This is a genomic window from Pseudalkalibacillus sp. R45, from assembly GCF_052246725.1.
In the GTDB taxonomy this organism is placed as follows: Bacteria; Bacillota; Bacilli; order Bacillales; family Fictibacillaceae; genus Pseudalkalibacillus.
Genome location: NZ_JBQQCL010000005.1, coordinates 176,174 through 194,028 on the forward strand (window position 1 = coordinate 176,174; position 17,855 = coordinate 194,028).

Annotated in this window: 19 protein-coding genes; 2 read left to right on the top strand and 17 right to left on the bottom strand. The window is 41.4% G+C overall.

Features of this window, described 5'->3' with window-relative positions:
* Nucleotides 1-14 precede the first annotated feature (14 nt).
* The 15 genes from minC to ACTWQL_RS11695 all read right to left on the bottom strand — a co-directional run bounded on the left by minC (nucleotide 15) and on the right by ACTWQL_RS11695 (nucleotide 13,962).
* A complete protein-coding gene (gene minC, locus ACTWQL_RS11625) occupies nucleotides 15-704 on the bottom strand; it encodes a septum site-determining protein MinC (RefSeq protein ID WP_443142605.1) in 690 nt (229 codons plus the stop codon).
* Nucleotides 705-766: 62 nt separating this feature from the next.
* Nucleotides 767-1,285 (bottom strand): rod shape-determining protein MreD, encoded by a 519-nt coding sequence (gene mreD, locus ACTWQL_RS11630; protein WP_443142606.1) that lies wholly within the window; start codon nucleotides 1,283-1,285, stop codon nucleotides 767-769.
* Nucleotides 1,282-2,175: a rod shape-determining protein MreC gene (gene mreC / locus ACTWQL_RS11635; protein WP_443142607.1), complete on the bottom strand. Its 894-nt coding sequence runs from the start codon at nucleotides 2,173-2,175 to the stop codon at nucleotides 1,282-1,284. The genes mreD and mreC overlap by 4 nt, the downstream gene beginning before the upstream one ends.
* Nucleotides 2,176-2,187: 12 nt before the next feature.
* Nucleotides 2,188-3,231 carry a rod shape-determining protein gene (locus ACTWQL_RS11640; RefSeq protein ID WP_443142608.1) on the bottom strand — a complete coding sequence of 348 codons (1,044 nt, stop codon included), beginning with the start codon at nucleotides 3,229-3,231 and terminating at the stop codon, nucleotides 2,188-2,190.
* Between the two features lie 74 nt (nucleotides 3,232-3,305).
* Entirely contained in the window at nucleotides 3,306-4,040 is a 735-nt protein-coding gene (radC, locus tag ACTWQL_RS11645) for a RadC family protein (protein WP_443142609.1), read from the bottom strand.
* Nucleotides 4,009-4,602 carry a Maf family protein gene (locus ACTWQL_RS11650; protein WP_443142610.1) on the bottom strand — a complete coding sequence of 198 codons (594 nt, stop codon included), beginning with the start codon at nucleotides 4,600-4,602 and terminating at the stop codon, nucleotides 4,009-4,011. Before ACTWQL_RS11650 ends, radC begins: the two co-directional genes overlap by 32 nt.
* An 892-nt stretch (nucleotides 4,603-5,494) precedes the next feature.
* Nucleotides 5,495-6,526, bottom strand: coding sequence for a hypothetical protein (locus ACTWQL_RS11655; RefSeq protein ID WP_443142611.1), 1,032 nt, complete (start codon nucleotides 6,524-6,526; stop codon nucleotides 5,495-5,497).
* Between the two features lie 162 nt (nucleotides 6,527-6,688).
* A complete protein-coding gene (locus ACTWQL_RS11660) occupies nucleotides 6,689-7,246 on the bottom strand; it encodes a hypothetical protein (RefSeq protein ID WP_443142612.1) in 558 nt (185 codons plus the stop codon).
* On the bottom strand, nucleotides 7,243-7,854 hold the full coding sequence (locus ACTWQL_RS11665; RefSeq protein ID WP_443142613.1) for a hypothetical protein: 612 nt from the start codon (nucleotides 7,852-7,854) through the stop codon (nucleotides 7,243-7,245). Before ACTWQL_RS11665 ends, ACTWQL_RS11660 begins: the two co-directional genes overlap by 4 nt.
* A gap of 5 nt (nucleotides 7,855-7,859) precedes the next feature.
* The gene (gene pilM, locus ACTWQL_RS11670) at nucleotides 7,860-8,828 is read right to left on the bottom strand and encodes a type IV pilus biogenesis protein PilM (RefSeq protein WP_443142614.1); all 969 of its coding nucleotides are present in this window, start codon (nucleotides 8,826-8,828) and stop codon (nucleotides 7,860-7,862) included.
* A 15-nt stretch (nucleotides 8,829-8,843) separates the two neighbouring features.
* On the bottom strand, nucleotides 8,844-9,578 hold the full coding sequence (locus ACTWQL_RS11675) for a prepilin peptidase (protein WP_443142615.1): 735 nt from the start codon (nucleotides 9,576-9,578) through the stop codon (nucleotides 8,844-8,846).
* A 63-nt stretch (nucleotides 9,579-9,641) separates the two neighbouring features.
* The gene (locus tag ACTWQL_RS11680) at nucleotides 9,642-10,046 is read right to left on the bottom strand and encodes a type II secretion system protein (RefSeq protein ID WP_443142616.1); all 405 of its coding nucleotides are present in this window, start codon (nucleotides 10,044-10,046) and stop codon (nucleotides 9,642-9,644) included.
* A gap of 15 nt (nucleotides 10,047-10,061) precedes the next feature.
* The gene (locus ACTWQL_RS11685) at nucleotides 10,062-11,273 is read right to left on the bottom strand and encodes a type II secretion system F family protein (protein ID WP_443142617.1); all 1,212 of its coding nucleotides are present in this window, start codon (nucleotides 11,271-11,273) and stop codon (nucleotides 10,062-10,064) included.
* Nucleotides 11,274-12,323 (bottom strand): type IV pilus twitching motility protein PilT, encoded by a 1,050-nt coding sequence (locus ACTWQL_RS11690; protein ID WP_443142618.1) that lies wholly within the window; start codon nucleotides 12,321-12,323, stop codon nucleotides 11,274-11,276.
* A gap of 10 nt (nucleotides 12,324-12,333) precedes the next feature.
* Nucleotides 12,334-13,962: a GspE/PulE family protein gene (locus ACTWQL_RS11695; RefSeq protein ID WP_443142619.1), complete on the bottom strand. Its 1,629-nt coding sequence runs from the start codon at nucleotides 13,960-13,962 to the stop codon at nucleotides 12,334-12,336.
* 115 nt (nucleotides 13,963-14,077) lie between these two features.
* On the opposite strand from ACTWQL_RS11695, the gene ACTWQL_RS11700 reads away from it, so the two are divergent.
* A complete protein-coding gene (locus ACTWQL_RS11700; RefSeq protein WP_443142620.1) occupies nucleotides 14,078-14,449 on the top strand; it encodes a type IV pilus modification PilV family protein in 372 nt (123 codons plus the stop codon).
* A gap of 2 nt (nucleotides 14,450-14,451) precedes the next feature.
* A complete protein-coding gene (locus tag ACTWQL_RS11705) occupies nucleotides 14,452-14,952 on the top strand; it encodes a PilW family protein (RefSeq protein WP_443142621.1) in 501 nt (166 codons plus the stop codon).
* Here ACTWQL_RS11705 and ACTWQL_RS11710 read toward each other — a convergent pair.
* Together ACTWQL_RS11710 and ACTWQL_RS11715 are read right to left on the bottom strand one after the other, a co-directional pair.
* Nucleotides 14,949-15,938 carry a hypothetical protein gene (locus ACTWQL_RS11710; protein WP_443142622.1) on the bottom strand — a complete coding sequence of 330 codons (990 nt, stop codon included), beginning with the start codon at nucleotides 15,936-15,938 and terminating at the stop codon, nucleotides 14,949-14,951. The genes ACTWQL_RS11705 and ACTWQL_RS11710 overlap by 4 nt on opposite strands.
* 155 nt (nucleotides 15,939-16,093) lie before the next feature.
* A complete protein-coding gene (locus ACTWQL_RS11715) occupies nucleotides 16,094-17,791 on the bottom strand; it encodes a diguanylate cyclase (RefSeq protein ID WP_443142623.1) in 1,698 nt (565 codons plus the stop codon).
* Nucleotides 17,792-17,855 lie beyond the last annotated feature (64 nt).

The following is a 17,855-nucleotide window of genomic DNA, read 5'->3' on the forward strand; positions in this document are numbered from 1 at the left end:
ACATTCCCCTTTCCCTACAATCGGTTTAAACCGGGTCTGAGCTGGTGTAAGATGTGCATACGATCGAATTTGATCATATTATCCTCTTCATCTAAATATGCACAATCACCAGAGTACTCTAGTTCATTTTCTTCTTCATTTATAAATTGATCTGCAATACGAACTAAGGTTGGTTTCAATACAGAAGCTGCTACGACGGCTGATTTACGACCTTCACAGCCTGCGTGGGCAATCCCTTTCAATGTTCCCATCACAAAAATATTTCCAGTAGCTGCGACAGTACCACCAGGATTCACATCACCCACTAATAGTAAGTCGCCTTGAACCTTCAATATCTGACCAGAGCGTATCATCCTGCTTACAGAAGTGATTTCATTCTCTTTTTTCATGAACTCTGCTTCTTTACGCGTGATGACGTCTGATTCAATGACATCGACTAACAGGTTCTTCTTTTGGTAGATGATATTTCTCAAAGTCTCTTCCTGAGGTTCACTCAAATACCGTTTGCCCACTTTGACCTTCACCGTAATCTTCGGGCTTTCTGAAGAATCCTCTGTTCCAGGATAGATCAACTTCGATTCCAATTCTTCCAAAAGTTGATTGAAAGAGCATGTATCATCAAGATGAAGAATGAGTCCTTCTTTCGTCCCCTTAATCGTTACATAATGAGTATTTGATTTTTGTTGTTTTTGTTTCTGTGCCATTACCCTGTTCACCTCAACATACACAAATTCGACAATGTCAAATGGGAATCCTTTTTTCCACTCTATTTTTCTTGCAATTCCATGGCTATATCAAGCAACCATTTCCGCAGTGGGTAATAGACTAAAACGACGAATACACCATTTAGGATCAAGGTCGGGAGATACCGCTGATAGATAAAGGTTTCCAACATCACATTCGCTACGCCTATTAAGCTATATAACCCATAAATTAAAAATTCAAATGCAGAAAGACCTATTAGCATAATGAATAACGTCACAAATATGTTCCCGTGGAAATATCTGGCTATGAACGTCGTCACATAGGCTGTCAATCCCATCGAAAACATATACACCCCTAACAAATCAGTGAAAATCACATCATAAAGCAAACCGAAAGCTATTCCATAAATGAGACCACGGATCGGTGAAATATACATAGCGATGAAACACACTATGACAACGACGAAGCGTGGGATAAGGATCGTTTCGTTATCCAGATGCTGTGGTGTGAAAACCTGCATGATGGTACTTTCACTTATAAAAACGAGGTATGTAACAAAAGGAAGAAGAAAGCGGATCATGACGTTTCTTCCTCCTCTATTTGGTCTGGATCCCCAATTTCAACATCCACTTCTTCCATTTCCCGCTTGACGATCATTACATGATTGATATCATAAAGATCCGCAGCTGGCTCTATGTAAGCAGTTTGAGTTGGTTCCACCTTATCAGGTTCTACTTCTACGATCTTTCCAATCTCTAAGCCTTCAGGGAAAATGCCTCCTAGACCAGATGTCGTCACGGTTTGACCTTCTTCTAATTTCTTATCGATCGGGATCATTTTCATCAAAAGCATTTTCTTCTTTTCGTCAAACCCTTGAATCAAACCATATACTCTCTCTTTTTCACCATTTACGACTGCCGAAATCCTGCTGTTCGGATCATGGCTGCTTACCAACTCTACACTTGAATGGAATGCTGAAACTTTGTCGATTTTCCCGATTAATCCCTGTGCAGAAATGACTGCCATATTTGGTTCGATTCCAGCTTGCTTGCCTTTATTAATTTTGACAGATTGATACCATCTCTCTGGTGATCTTCCGATGATAGAGGCTTGCCATACCGTATAATCTGTCAGGGTTTCTTCTTTTTTAAGTGTGTTTCGCAGGGTTTCATTTTCTTTCTTCAAATCTTTCACCCGGCTTGCGAGTGAATCATACTCATTCAACTGTAACTTCAGGACTTTATTTTGTTCATAGATTTCTTTCATCTCAATTACATTCCCAAAGAAACCCGCTACAAAGTGTGCGGGTTTATAAAAGACAGATTGTGTCCATCCAACGGTATCTTGCAAAAATTGTTCTGGCCATGAAATGTTTTCCCGTTCTTTCATGGAAAAACCGATCATAGCCACCAGAACAATCATACTTACTAGTAGAATAATCAATCGTTTATTAGAAAAAAACTGCGGCACGATTTACACCTCTTACGATTTTGATTTAGAACGGCCGCCGCCAAATCCTGGTTTACTGCTGATCTGCTGGTAGTTTTCAATTGCTCGTCCAGTACCAATCGCAACACAATCCAAAGCGTTTTCAGCTACAATGACAGGCATTTTCGTTTCTTCACTGATGACTCGGTCCAAGTTTCGCAGAAGCGCCCCTCCGCCAGTCAGTACGATTCCACGATCCATGATATCAGCAGCAAGCTCAGGCGGAGTCTTTTCCAATGCAAGCTTCACAGCATCCATGATCGTATCGACTGTATCCTTCAGTGCGCCTGCTACTTCTTCACCAGAAATCGTAATCGTCTTCGGCAATCCAGTTAATAGGTCACGTCCACGAATATCCATCTCTTCTATACCATCTGAAACATCTGCAGAACCGATGTCCAACTTGATTGTTTCTGCTGTACGCTCCCCGATGATAACGTTATACGTCTTTTTGATGTACTGGATGATCGCGTCATCCATTTCATCACCTGCTACCCGAATCGATTGTTTTTCAACAATTCCACCAAGTGAGATGATCGCGACTTCCGTCGTTCCTCCACCAATGTCGACGACCATACTACCTGTCGGCTCCCAAACCGGAAGATCTGCACCAATTGCTGCCGCAAGAGGTTCTTCGATTGTTTCCACATCACGAGCTCCCGCTTGTTTTGTCGCTTCTTTCACCGCACGTTCTTCAACATGTGTGATTCCGGATGGAACACATACCATGACAAATGGCTTTCTAGAAAACACAGAACGGTTTTTCTGAGCTTGTTGAATATAGTACTTCATCATCGTGGCAGTAGTATCATAGTCAGCAATAACCCCGTCTTTCATCGGACGGCGCGCGACGATGTTTCCTGGTGTACGACCGATCATATTTTTTGCCGCATTACCGACTGCTTCGATATCTCCACTTTTTGTGTTGATTGCAACAACGGAAGGTTCACGTACGACTACACCCTTCCCTTTCACATATACAAGCGTATTCGCTGTACCTAAATCAATTCCCATATCTCTTGAAAATCCACCAAACATTTATGTAAATCTCCCTTCATTACTAGCAAAACTCATAACTTTGATTATACTCCAAACAGTAAAGCTTGAACAGTCTAAACGTAGCCTTTTTCTTTAAGACTTACAAATTTTTGATCACCGATGATAATATGATCCAAAACATCGATTCCGACAATCTTTCCACACTCTGATAAACGTTGAGTTACTTCAATGTCTTCACGACTCGGATTCGGATCACCACTCGGGTGATTATGGAAGCAGATGATCGATGCTGCAGATCGACGCATTGCTTCTTTAAACACTTCTCTTGGATGGACGATGGATGCATTCAAACTTCCTATGAACACAGTTTGTTTATGCAATACCTGATTCTTCGTGTTCAAATAAATACACACAAAATGCTCCTGTGACAAAAAACGCATCTCATCCATAACATAATTGGCTCCATCTTCTGGGGAGCGGATGATATACCGGTCCTCGATCTGAAGCCTGTTCACTCGTTTTCCTAATTCAAGAGACGCCAGGATTTCAACGGCTTTCGCATTGCCGATTCCTTTGACAGCAATAAGTTCATCAATCGTTGCATCCTTCAAAAGGTTCAATCCTTCAAACTGCTGAATCAATCTATGTGATAATTGAAGAACAGATTCTTCTTTTGTTCCTGAACGTAAAATAATCGCGAGCAACTCTTGGTTAGAGAGGACGCTGGCACCTTCCTTCAGCATACGCTCCCTTGGTCTTTCATTCAATGGAAAATCACGGATTGTCAGGGGTTTGATACCCAAATGCAGATCCTCCTTAGGATATATTCCGTGACTGACTAAGATCATTTGAAATTCCGAATTCTTTCAATTCACGTACTGCCTGTGCTACTGGCAAACCGACTACATTGAAATAATCCCCCTTGATCTCTTTGACCAGGGTCGATCCATAGCCTTGTATACCATATGCACCTGCTTTGTCTGAACTTTCTCCACTACTCACGTATTCTTCTATTTCCTCAGAAGAGAGATTCCAAAACGTTACTTCCGTCACACCATGGAAAATCCGCTTTTTTTCTTCTGAAATAATGGCAACACCTGTGAATACATGATGGGTTTCGCCGGATAACTTCCTCAACATGTCGAACGCTTCTTTGTCGTTTTCAGGCTTGCCTAGGATCTGTTTATTGAACACGACAACAGTATCCGCCCCCAATACAACATGAGACGGATTTTTACGATAGATGTCTTGAGCTTTATGTAAGGCCAATTTTTCGACAAATTGTTCTGGAGAGTATTCTTTACTGATGTCTTCAGATACAGCGCTTTTTTGGACAGTAAATGATAGGCGGGCAATTTCGAGTAATTCTTTACGTCGAGGTGAGCCTGAGGCTAAAATGAGGCTTTTCATGCAATCACCCTTTACGTCTAGAGTAGAGGTTATGATTGGTATTTCACTACTTTCGAAGGGATTATTTACAGAATATCAAATCCCTTCCAGTAAAACAACCAAAATTAGTCATTATCCTCCTTTATTATAATTCGTAAAGGAGGTCTGCTTTATGTCTATCTTTTTGTCGAATTTTAGAGGAATTTCGGAGGTAATATTTCACAGTGGAATTTGTGTAGGATGGTATGGTGAAATTCACTTCCTTTTTCGAGGAGAAAAGGAAACAAGTGTTAGCGTTAGTTTCGCAGGAGATCAACTGAGAACCGATGAGCAGATGAATTTGAATCATTCCTCAGGCATCCGAATTACTGAGGTGCTAGGTAATTCCGTTAAGTTCTACGAATGCACTATTGAAACGAAGTTACTTCTAACTTAACGGACACAGGAGACCTTATTTATCCAATTCACACTGATTTTACGAAACTAACGGACACCAGAGACCGTATTTTCAAAAAACACATGGAAAAATACTGAAAAACACCAGGTTTTTTTAAAATAACAGCTCTCCTGTCTCCTAAAATCACCAAAACACCGTTTTTGTCACAAATAACGGCTCTGGTGTCCGCTAAATTCACTGTATATCTTTTACTTAGGCTCTTTTCTTAAAGATTGTTGCTTTTGAATTATTTTTAAAAACTCACCTTATGCAAGTTGATTGTAGAGCAAGGTGCGAGACTCCTGCGGGATCAGCGGGACAGGTGAGACCATTCAATGTCGTTAAGGCGACGAGTGGGCTCACCGCACGCCCCGCGGAAAGCGAGCATCCTGGAGAGCGGAAATCAACGACTTTCAAGAGCAACAATGTTTGCGAAAACAGTCTTTACTTGTAACAACTGCTACTAAAAGGATTTTTTTAAAAACTGTTTATCAATGATTTGTAATGGATTACAGCATCCAACTTCGCTTGCTGCAAATCCCATTTGTCATCTGTATTTTCAGATATTGTCGAAAGAGCGTTGATGAATGCTACGGACTTTTCTTGTTGTTCATTTGAAAGGACAGAAACGGAACCGAGGGACTCGTTCTTCCACTCTAGCATTTCAGACTGCATGTCATTGATTACTCCCGCATCGGCTGTCAACACTTTTTCAAATAACATCTTTCCTGACTCAACCCATTGGAGCTGATTCTCATCATTCACAGCAATCTCTTTTCCGGAAATAGCCCATTCTTTCGAATACGCATCTGACACGATATTCTGATAGTCAGGAAGGAGTGCGCTCAAATCCTCATTATTGCCAACACCAAAAATGACACGATTATCTGCCGGATCGAACACAGCAGCAAATCCACTAGCCTTCGCTTGCTCAACGACTGCCTGAGCACTCTCACTAGACGAGTAGACACCACCTTGAATGATGTTTGTATTGATTGAAACATCGATCTTCGTTGCATCAACTGCTGTCCCTGTTGTCCCTTCTTCTGTTCCAGCAGGACTTTCCTGGACGACACCTGCTGATTGGGGCTCTGTTTGAGACTTGAACTCATCTCCAGTAAAAATCATTAAAACGATCAAACCGATCATGCAACCGATAATCACTGCACTTCCAATCGGTATAAGCAAGCGTTTCGGAAATTGAAAAGGCATTTTCGGGGATGGCAGCTGACCCTTGAAAGGCATACGTTGTTTCTTTCTATGGATAGGTAAGCCTGGCTTACGGTCATACGAAATCGGTTGGTAATCTTCTATCTGCTTTTCACTTCGGTTCTGGTTGAAAAAATAAGTATTGTCAGAAGGTTTGTCTTTTGGCAGAACCCATTCAAACGGAGTTTCAATGGACTCCCGATCAATTGCAGCCGCAACTTCCTGCTCTTCCTTCATTTCCATCACAGGCATGTCCTTCCCGTTCACTTTGATCGATATTTTGTCAGACTCGTTTTGCATCCCTATCAACTCCTTCTATACTCAATCTATTCTATGTACGAACGCCTTTCTTTAGAACACCGATGGTAGAGTGGTAGGAAGACTATATCACAAAGAAAATAAAAAAGAACAAGACCCCTGTCGTCTTGTCCTTAAAAGCGTTCGAGTTATTTTGACACGCTCTCATTTATGATGATATGTCTCCACTTCCATTTGAAAAGTCACCGATTTCGTATCTTCTCCCCCACTGGCAGTTTCCATCGATAAAATTTTGTAGAACCGCTCCGATCGTTCAACTGTATCTATGAATGTTTTAATAGAATCCAGATCAGGGGCATTTACGAGGACTGAAAACGTATACGGTTGTAGAACCGAAAAAGATTCTTGTCCATCAATCAGCCCTTTATCACTAGGTCCATCGTTGTCTTGTTGCATCAGGATTTCTTGAATATCACTTTTAGAGGCATTTTCTGCTTTCCGTAGATCAAGCACAATCTGATCTGTTTTCTTTCCCTCTGGAGCAGTATGTAGGCTTACTTCTTCTTGATCGTCATTTAGAGTAGTCATCTTTTTTCCAGCAGTTTCAATAAAGGTCTTCTCCACCTGGATTTGAGACTTTAACGTATTGATCCGGTCGAGAGAAGGATAAACAATAAACAGATAACCTGCCAGTAATAGCAAGACGGCAATGATTGAAAATAGAATCAGCAACCTCTTTTGTGAAGGTACCTTCTGCATCATTCTCCCCCTCCTTTGTTAGTGAATCGCTCCGTATGGAAGGCAATCTCAAAATCAGCATAATAGTTATTGCTTGTTTTCTGTGTTTTAGATGTCTCTTTCGTTTCGCCTTCGATCACTTCAGCAATGGGCTCAATCCTCTGATCATTTTTCGATACACGGACGATCGTGACATCCATAATTCCATCAGACTCTAGCAATTGACGTTGATACGCTGCGATTTGCTCTAGTTGGGTGAACGTTGTTACAAGTGTCACGGTACCATCTTCGGAATAACCGATTTGCTCAATGGACCCGTTTTTTAACGGTCCAATCATTTCATCGATAACGGCTATGGTAGCAACCCTGTTTGTGATGAGCTGGTTCAATTCCTTCAACATCTCTTGACTATTTTCTGAGCTTGTATTTAATTGCCCTTCGATTTCACTCCGTTCATCCTGTAAAATCTCTACCTGTTTTTCAAGTTCTGCGCTTTCAAGCATAGCCAGTATTTTCGTCGTCGCGATCCCCGCCATACCTATTATGCTTATCGCCAGAAGGAAGAACATTATCTTCCGACTTGCCGAAGATGATGTCTTTTTTTGTGGGAGTAGATTGATATCAACTTGCATGTCCATCACTCCCCTTTCAGCCCGAGTCCGACGGTTGTATGAAACATTTTCGGAACCTGGAGGCCTCTCTCAAGCACCACTTTTCCTTCCGGAACTTCTATTAGAGGCAGATCAAAATATGATGTCGATTGCTTTGAAAATTGCTCACCTTGAGGATGGTCCCCGGATATGATGAATGCATCGAATGTATTGGATCCTTCAGATAATGAGAATTGATAAAAGCTCATGACCCGGTCAATCTCCGTCACAAGTTCATTCCATCTTTCCTCGATATCGAAAGGTTGAGTAATCATCCGGTCGTTGAAAGCTTCATCAGCAGCTTCCGGTGATAGCATTGGGATGTACCGTGTGAAAAGCGGCACATGCCGATGAAAAGCTGTCGCGTTGATCCCCATTCGTTCAAGATGAAGGCATAGGTAATGATGGTGGTCATCTACCAAATCCAGCTCGTAAAAAAGACGGTAACTTGCAAGCGAGGCGAGTTCCACTCCTACAGGCTTCAACTTCACTTCTTCCATCACGCTTACATACTCTTTCATTACATCCTCAGGTGCTGCAAAAAGAAGATACTCAATTTTCTCTTCTTTTTTCTGCAGCTTATGTACATCGAAGATCGGCTCTTCGAATGGTATGTGAATCGATGCTCCGAGCTCTACCTGGATATATCCCTTTAATTCATCGTCAGGGATTATGGCTGGAACAGGAACTTTACGGATGACGGAAATCGAATCAGGTATCGCGATCCTGACTTTCTTGCCTTTGATCTTCCATTCCTGTACACACTTGTTAAGCAGTTGGGTAAGGAGCTTCGGATTCATGATCTTCCCCTCTTGTATGACCCCAGACGGGATGATTTTTTCCCCAACTTTCTGGACGACCAGTGGAGAGCGGCTTTTCAATTTTACATATCGAATACAATCATCCTGGAATACGAGAAAAATCGGGTATTTCTTTTTAATAGGTAACCATGCCATGATGAACAAACTCCTTTAGCTTAAGTACCAGCGTAAAATCGGTTCTCCCCAAAACAACGTCACGATTGCGGCTACTACAATGAACGGACCGAACGGCACATGCTGTTTCCTTTTGACCTTCTTCATCGCGAACAGGCTGATGCCAACGATAGAACCGATCAAGGAGGCTAGGAATAACACGAGCAAAATGCCTTTCCAACCGAACATCAAACCCAAAAGCGCAAATAGTTTGATGTCACCGCCGCCCATTCCGCCTTTACTGATGACAGCGATTAAAAATAGCAGGGAGAATCCTATTAGACTACCTATCCAAGCATCCCACCACGGATCCGTCGGTATCCATAACCGGTAGAGGATGATGTGAGGTGCAAAAAAGAACAGGATCTTATTCGGAATCAGCATAAAGAAAAGATCACTGACGAAAATGATCATCAATAGCGAAATCAAAATAAGACTGCCGATCAGCATCGGTGACCATCCGAATTGGTGGAAGCTGAAGACAAACAGAATACCAGTCGCCAATTCAATGATTGGATAGATGATCGAGATCCTGGTCTTGCAGTAACGGCATTTCCCACTTGTAAAAAAATAAGACAGGATCGGGATAAGATCGATTGGTTTCAACGGTGTCTGGCATTGCGTGCAATGTGAACCAGGCTGGACAATCGATTCCTTTTTTGGAACCCTCAACCCGACCACATTGAAAAACGACCCGAAAACCAAACCTAAAATAAAAAACAATATGTACATGTTGAATCTACTCCGTATATAGAAATGAACCCTCTCGAGGAGAGAGGGTTATTGTCTGTCAAATTAATTCTCTGGATACGTGTAACGTTTCGTTGAATCATCACTCGCAACTAAATCTACTGAATAGGTATGTTTATTATTAACTGTAGTTATTGTAACAATTGTCTCAGTACCGCTGTATGAAGAATCATTTGCACTAGGGTCTTTTGGTACTGATTCTAAATATCCAGCTTGACTTAAATCACTTGCACTGATAGAAGTAGCTGACGAATTTTCCGAAAGAACATACAATCTCGCAGCCTCGATAATCTGTTGTGCATTAGCCTTATGGGCATCTTGTTTCGTATTTTCCAACAGTTTCCCAATCGATGGTACCGCTATCGCAGCAATAATCCCTAAAATAACGATTGTTGCGAGTAATTCGACTAGCGTAAATCCTCTCTCTGACTTTACCATACTTTTTTTCATTACATGACTCTCCCCTTAAAGATTGATATTTTCGTACAGATCAAACATCGGTAACACGACTGACAACACAATGACACCAACAACGACGGACAGGATCAAAATCAATATCGGCTCGAGGAGTGTGCGAAGACGATCCGTGATATGTTCTACCTCTGTTTCATAAAAACTAGCAATTTTATGAAGCATTTCATCGAGGTTACCTGTTTGTTCTCCGATGGCAATCATATGTAAGACTAATGGCGGAAAGATCCAGCTGTTTTTCATCGGAACTGTCATCGACTTTCCTTCTTCTACAGAATCGATTGATTCATCCACTATTTTCTTAAAAACTGTATTGTTAAGGACATTCTTGGTGATGGACATGGAGTGCAGAATGGGGACTGAACTAGTGAATAAGGAGCTTAGTGTTCTAGCGTACTCGATAATTAGCGTTTTTTGTATAATCGAGCCAAATATTGGTACTTTCAATATAGCATAATCTAAGTAATATTTACTAGTTTTATTTCTCCGAAATGCATAAAAAACCACAATAGATAGACAAATAATAGTAATATTTACCCACCAATAGGTGTTTCCGAACTCACTGACTGCTAAGACGATTTGTGTCAACTGCGGTAATTCATGGTTCGAATTTGCGTACATTGCCGTAAATTGTGGAACAACTACATAAAGCATCACATTCAGGACGGCGATAGCGACAATTCCGAGTAAAGCAGGATAAATGAGTGCAGAAACCACTTTTTGACGCATTTCATACCGTTTTTCAAAATAATCCGCTAGACGAAGCATGGCCTCATCTAAGTTTCCGCTTACTTCTCCTACACGCGTCAATTGAATGATCATCGGCGGAAAGAACTTTTTGTACTTTTCCATCGCGATCGAAAGCGACTCCCCTTCTTGAACCTGTTCCCTGATGGAGATCAACGCGCGTTTGAATGTTTTCTGTTCTGCTTGTTCTTCTAAAACTTGCACCGATTGGACTACGGAAATCCCTGCGTCCAACAAGGCAGCGAATTGCCTTAGGAAAATGACCAGATCACGCGGCTTGATCCATGTGCTGATCGAGAGCTCTTTTGTGAACAAATTTTCTTTGTACTCGACGACCTCTGTCGCAGCGATCCCACGTTCTCTCAATACACTGACTGCTTTCACACGGGTTTCGGCATCGACTTGACCACGTGCTTTTTTCCCATACTGATCTCGACCTTGATATGAATAACTAGGCATCTATACCATCATCTCTTTTAGGTAAGGTTGGGCGGATTCCCTTGAAATCTTGCCATCCCGGAGTTTTTCTTGTATTGACATTTCCAGTGTGTACATCCCCTGTGACTTGCTTGTCTGCATCATACTTTTGATCTGATAGATTTTTTCATTACGGATCAGGTTCGACACCCCTGGATTGTTCATCAATAATTCGGTGACAAGGGTTCTGCCATCTTTATTGATGTTCGGAATCAACCGCTGGGAAAAGACCGATACGAGTACCGAAGCCAGTTGGATCCGTATTTGGGCTTGCTGCTCAGACGGAAAGACATCGATGATCCGGTCGATGGTCGATGGTGCATCGGTTGTATGGAGCGTCCCCAGGACAAGATGTCCAGTTTCCGCCGCTGTAATCGCGGTAGAAATCGTTTCAAGATCACGCATTTCGCCGACAAGTATGATATCTGGATCCTGCCTTAAAGCAGAACGCAAACCAGCCGGGAATGATTTCGTATCAAGTCCAACCTCACGTTGGACAATGATGGATTGCAGATGTCGGTGCAAATACTCAATCGGATCTTCAAGCGTGATGACATGACGGTTCAACTGTTGATTGACATAATCGATCATGGAAGCTAATGTAGTCGATTTTCCACTCCCCGTCGGCCCTGTGATCAATACCAATCCCTGTGATTTGTTCATGATGTTTTTCAATGTATCGGGTAGTCTTAATTCTTCAATAGATGGGATGATGGTCGGAATCACTCTGATCGCGAGACTAATGCTTGAGCGTTGGTGGAAAGCGTTGATTCGGAATCTTGACACACCCTGAATCCCATATGAAAAATCAATTTCGCCCATCTCGATGAACTCGTCCCATTGCCGTTCATTCATAAGGGACTTTGCAATCAACGCTGTATCTTCTGGTGTCAATGGTTCCATATCTCGAGGGACGAGCTCACCATGTACCCGAAAAATCGGAGCGAGACCAATGGACAAATGGACATCAGACGCTCTCAGTCCATGTGCATACGTCAATAACTGATGAATTCGTTCAATATCGTACTTCATGATTAACCCCCTAATCGATCGTTGTCACTCGAATGACCTCTTCAACCGTTGTAAGTCCTTTTTTCGCTTTCTCAAGACCATCATCTACCAACCATTGAATTCCGTTCTTTTGCAGATGCTCCTTGATTCTGGCATTTGAGTTTTTTTGAAGGATATGTTCACGGATAATATCGTCGACCTGTATTACTTCCTGAACCGGAATCCTTCGATTATAACCAGTGTGTCTACAGCTTACACACCCTTCACCTGCATATAGGACTACAACGTCCATCCCCTTTGATAGAAACAACCGTTTTTCCTGGTCTGAGGGGATGTATTCGATTTTACAATCTTCACAGATCCGTCTAACCAAACGCTGCCCGACGACTCCTGTAACAGCAGCAGAGATCAGGTAGGGTTCGATTCCCATGTCGATCAATCGGGTGATTGCACTGACGGCATCGTTCGTATGCAATGTGGATAAAACAAGATGGCCTGTAAGAGAAGCTTGGATGGCAATCTCCGCCGTTTCCGCATCACGGATTTCTCCGACCATGATGATATTCGGGTCTTGCCGTAATATTGACCTTAAGCCACTCGCAAAGGTAAGGCCGACCGTATTGTTCACTTGAATCTGATTGATGCCTTCTAATTGATACTCTACAGGGTCTTCAATCGTAATGATGTTGTCTTCTTCTCTATTCAATCGGTTCAAGCCGGTGTACAATGTCGATGTTTTCCCGGAACCCGTTGGTCCAGTCAAAAGGACCAATCCGTTCGGTTTATCGAGAAAGCTGATAAAGGTATGTTCGTTCTTTTCACTCATGAATAAATTGGCCAGGCGGAGATTCGTTTTTGAGAGGTCTAGGATCCGTATGACCACTTTTTCTCCGAACATGGTGGGAATCGTTGAAATCCGCAAATCGATCTTACTGTTATTCAGTTTCAACTTGATTCTTCCATCTTGCGGAATTCGAAATTCAGTAATATCAAGATCGGCCATGACTTTGATCCGCGAAAGTATCGCACTTTGCATCGATTTTACAAAGGACTGTTCATTCCTGAGGACCCCGTCAATTCGGAAACGGACGACTAATTGGTTTTCCTGCGGATCAAAATGGACATCGCTCGCCTGGCTTTCAACGGCATCTGACAAAATCTGTTCCACAACCCTTACTGCAGAGGCTTCAATTTCATTCGTATCTCCTGTCGTGCTGTCTGTGACGATTTCCTTACCGGCACCCCCATAGTACTTATTGATCGCCTGGATAATCTCCGTTTTGCTTGCAATAACTGGGGTGATTTGAAATCCAGTAGATAGTCTCAAATCTTCAACTGAGTAATAATCCAAAGGATCAGCCATAGCAACAACCAGCTTATCGTTCTGTTTTTGAATTGGTATGTATACATTACGTCGCGCGGTTTCTTTAGAAACAAGTGCAGTCAAACTTGAGTCGATCGGTATACTCGTCAATCGAACATGTGGAATGCCCAATTGGAATTCCAACACTTCAATCAATTTTCGTTCTGTGATGTACCCACGGTCCAAAAGAGCGTCACCAAGCTTTTGATTATTCGATTTTTCCTTCAGAACTTCATCTAATTGAGCTTGTGTAATCATACGCTCGTTCACTAAAAGATCCCCTAATCGAACTTTCATTGACTCCCCTCCTTTAATTAGGTGCATTCTTCCTTTATCTTCTACTATTGTACTATAAAAGAACCCAGAATAATGTTAAAATATAGATTATTATGAAGAAAGTGGTTGAAAATTGATGATACATAATCAAAAAGGACTCTCTTTGCTTGAAGTTCTTGTGACTATAGTCATAATCGGTCTTGTATTTACACTGCTTTCGCAATCTATGGATTTTTTCACTACAGCTACCATCAAACATGATGCTCGTAAACAAGCCGTTGAAATCGTAGAACAAGAATTGAATAGGACACTCGATCAGTTAAAAAAGGGTGAGCCCGTGCAGGAAACCTATGTAGTGGATCATTTTTTTGTAACCACTCATACTGCGAAACTATCTAATCAAGAAGAAACTCCTTCTACTTCATTACCACAACAAGTTACCATGTCAGGTGTTTTCGATGATAGTGAACCAAAGCTTGTTACAGTCACGGTTTCATGGGGGAATTAAAGATGAAAAATGAACGCGGTATGACTTTAGTGGAACTTCTAGCAGCAATTGCAATCTTTTCAATGATTGTCGGTGTGTTGTATAGTTTGTTCTCTTTTGCACAGGCTTCCTGGAAGCAAACAGAGGGCATTGCACGTACTGAAACACAAGTACAAGAACTGAAGACGGTGCTGACACGGGAACTTGCTTCACCGGTTTACCTCAAGTTGAACGATAGAGAACTCCACTTTGAAACCCAGGAAGAAACATTCAACATTCTAACAATAGAAAACAATCAACTTCACCTTTATCAAAATGAAGAGAACTTCTCGACCACCTCTCTCTTACATAAATTCACACTACCAGTGGATAGATTCGAGATTTTAGGCAAAAACAAAAACCCAGTCTCATCTGAAACCGAGTTAACTGAAGGCTACGCCTATTTAAAAATCCACTATAAGAAAGATGGTTTAAAATCAAAAAATCAGGAGTTGATGATACCGCTTAGTATTTTTTCATACTAATCTTCAATAATATCTCCAGAAGCTTTTTTAATGATATCCGACTTATTTTTATTTACATCAAGAATCGAGTTTTTTATTCGTATATCTTTATCCAGTGCTTTAATTTCATTTGTTTCTTTATCCATACCCGCATAAATAGATATATATCTTTCTGCTCTTATGGTTGAATTTTGTATAGAGACATTTCCATGAGGTGCATTGAGTAAAATGAAGCTATGGTTACTGTTCCCTGTACTAATCAATTCCGTCTGGTCAATTGTAATATCCCCCTCATTTGAAATCAATGAGATTTCGGATTGGCCATTATGGTTGGTATTAATCGTGTTTCCACCTTTGATCGAAAGATTTCCATCAGTAATGATCGTCATTTTATTTATTTCATCATACACACGATTTTCGCCAACACTGAATACTGTCACATCCCCTCCAATGGTTTCATTTTCAAAATCTTGTATGAATTCTTGGAAGGTCATCCAAATGGAATTGTTGTTTTCCCATTCAATCAAGACTTCACCATTGGCAACCGTCTCCACTGCAGTCATTTTATGTTCATAGAAATAGGGTTCATTAATACTCTTTTGTTGATCTTGATTAAGGTCCCCCGCAATGGCTTTGGTAACCACTGTATATTCACCTGAATAATTCTCCAATTGTTCAGAAGTCAATCGATTACCTTTGCTATCTTCAGCGTATTGGTATAGGTGCAGCTTATTACCTCCATCTTTCATGACACTCAACGGATTTTCTAAGGTATATGTATAAGACTTCAAATAATCAATCTTTTCCAAATTATCCTGCCATTTGAACGTTTCCATTGCACTCACGGATAGATTGACGGCTTGTTTTTGATGGAGGATCCGGTTCTCATTCAGAAATAACTTGTTGTACCAGCTAAACCCGGCTGGGATAAGGATTCCGAGGACCATGATGACCATCAATACGATCACAAGTGTACTTCCATTATTCGATTTGAGGTTACGAAGCATATGATCACCTGAATTCTTAAGATATGTAAAAAGGAACTGTCCTAAAAATTGTCTGAGTATCTCCGCACGTAACAACATTTTGAGTAAAATCGTATTTTGATCCAAAATGTTGAGTTGGAGGTGTCTGACACTTTTCTTCTAGGACAGCCCTTTTTCTATCCAATATAGCTTGCAACTTTATTTCTTCCTTGTTGTTTTGCCCCTGTATACATCGCCCGGTCAGCATTCCGAATTAATGTCAGCGGGTCCTCACCTTGTAGTGGAGCAGTTGACACCCCAATACTGACCGTCAAATGGATCCGTTTATTCCGCAGGTCTCCAAGATCATTCTTAATGGTGAAATGGGAACTTGAGATGTCTTCCCTGATTGCCTCAGCCAAATCCAAGCTTTCGGCATGATCCATATTCGGAAGGACGATGACAAACTCTTCCCCTCCGTATCTTGCTACGGTACCATGTTTTCCGATGATATCCACAAGTCTATCTGCCACCTGGCACAATACGATATTGCCGGATTGGTGACCATACGTATCATTGACACGTTTGAAATGATCGATATCCATTAGGATCAGGGAAAATGGTTTATGGGTTTCCTCATAATTCATATACATTTCTGAAAGCATATCTTCAAAATATCGGTAATTGTATAGATTCGTCAGGTGGCATCGTTCACTTTTATTTTTGGTAGCCTCATAGTTCTTTGCCTTATCGATTGCCACTGCTAAATAGTTTGATAATATTTCAAGGATCATCGCATGTGCTTTGTCGTATGCTTTCTTTTGATTCGATGCGAACGTGATTACGCCTACTACTTCGTGGTTCCGGATCATTGGAACGGAAAGGACGGATTGTACTGAAACTGGCAAGAAACCTCTTGAATATTTCCGCAATTGATGACGTGCTGTAAAACGGAGGCTATGACCGCTCTCCCACACTTTACCGCTTATTCCTTCCCCTTTTAATAGATAAGGATGATCAGCATGAAAGGCTCTCTTTGATTCGTATTTCCGATTAACTCTCAATTGAGTTTCATCTTCAATATCCAATATGTACGCATAATCGACTTTCAACATTTTCGTAATACGGTCCATATAAATATCTAATATTTCATCTACTTTCAAGCTTTCGGTCAATTCTTGTCCAATTTTACTTGTAAACTTCAGTAAGTGGTTGATCTTCTGGCTGGAATGGTACATATTCACAAATAATGAAATGACGACAAAAGGGATACCGACGAATAAAATGGCTGTTGTACCTAGTTGTGAATAGATGATGTAGAAGGTGATCCCGACAGGAAGGATGAATGACTCCATGAACATCTCCCAGAGGAAATCTTTATCAAACAATGAACTTGTTTCTTTATATATGTATCGACGCAATAAATAGAGGATGAAATGATTCGTAAGGATAGCTGTAAGAGAGTAACCGAGAACTGGTATAATCTTTGGATACTCATTCATGCCCAATCCGCCGACTTCGCCACCAAGCAGATAATAGACCAATGCTGCTGATGCAGAAACCAACATGAACATGAGTGAACTTGTCCCAAATCGATAAAGTGGATATTTCAACCTGATCATTGAGGCTGCAATCGTAACTTGTACGAGGACCAATTCAATCAATAATCCGAAATGCAGGAAGACGGCGAGGGATATCCCCTGTATCAAGGAGATGTTCGTCCCCTTCACATGGATCGGGAACAATGAGACGACAACCATCATGATCAACATGCCGATAATATCTAACCAATAGCCTTCTAACGATGGTATCGAGTAGGTGAAGAATGCCCATAGGACCACAGTCCAAGCTAACGCACAGAGCGTTATGAGCACACGTTTTGCACCTTTCGTCATGTTCATCCCCCCTTCGCCTTTATCCCTTACATTTCAATTGAGTCTAACGTACTATTTATCCTTA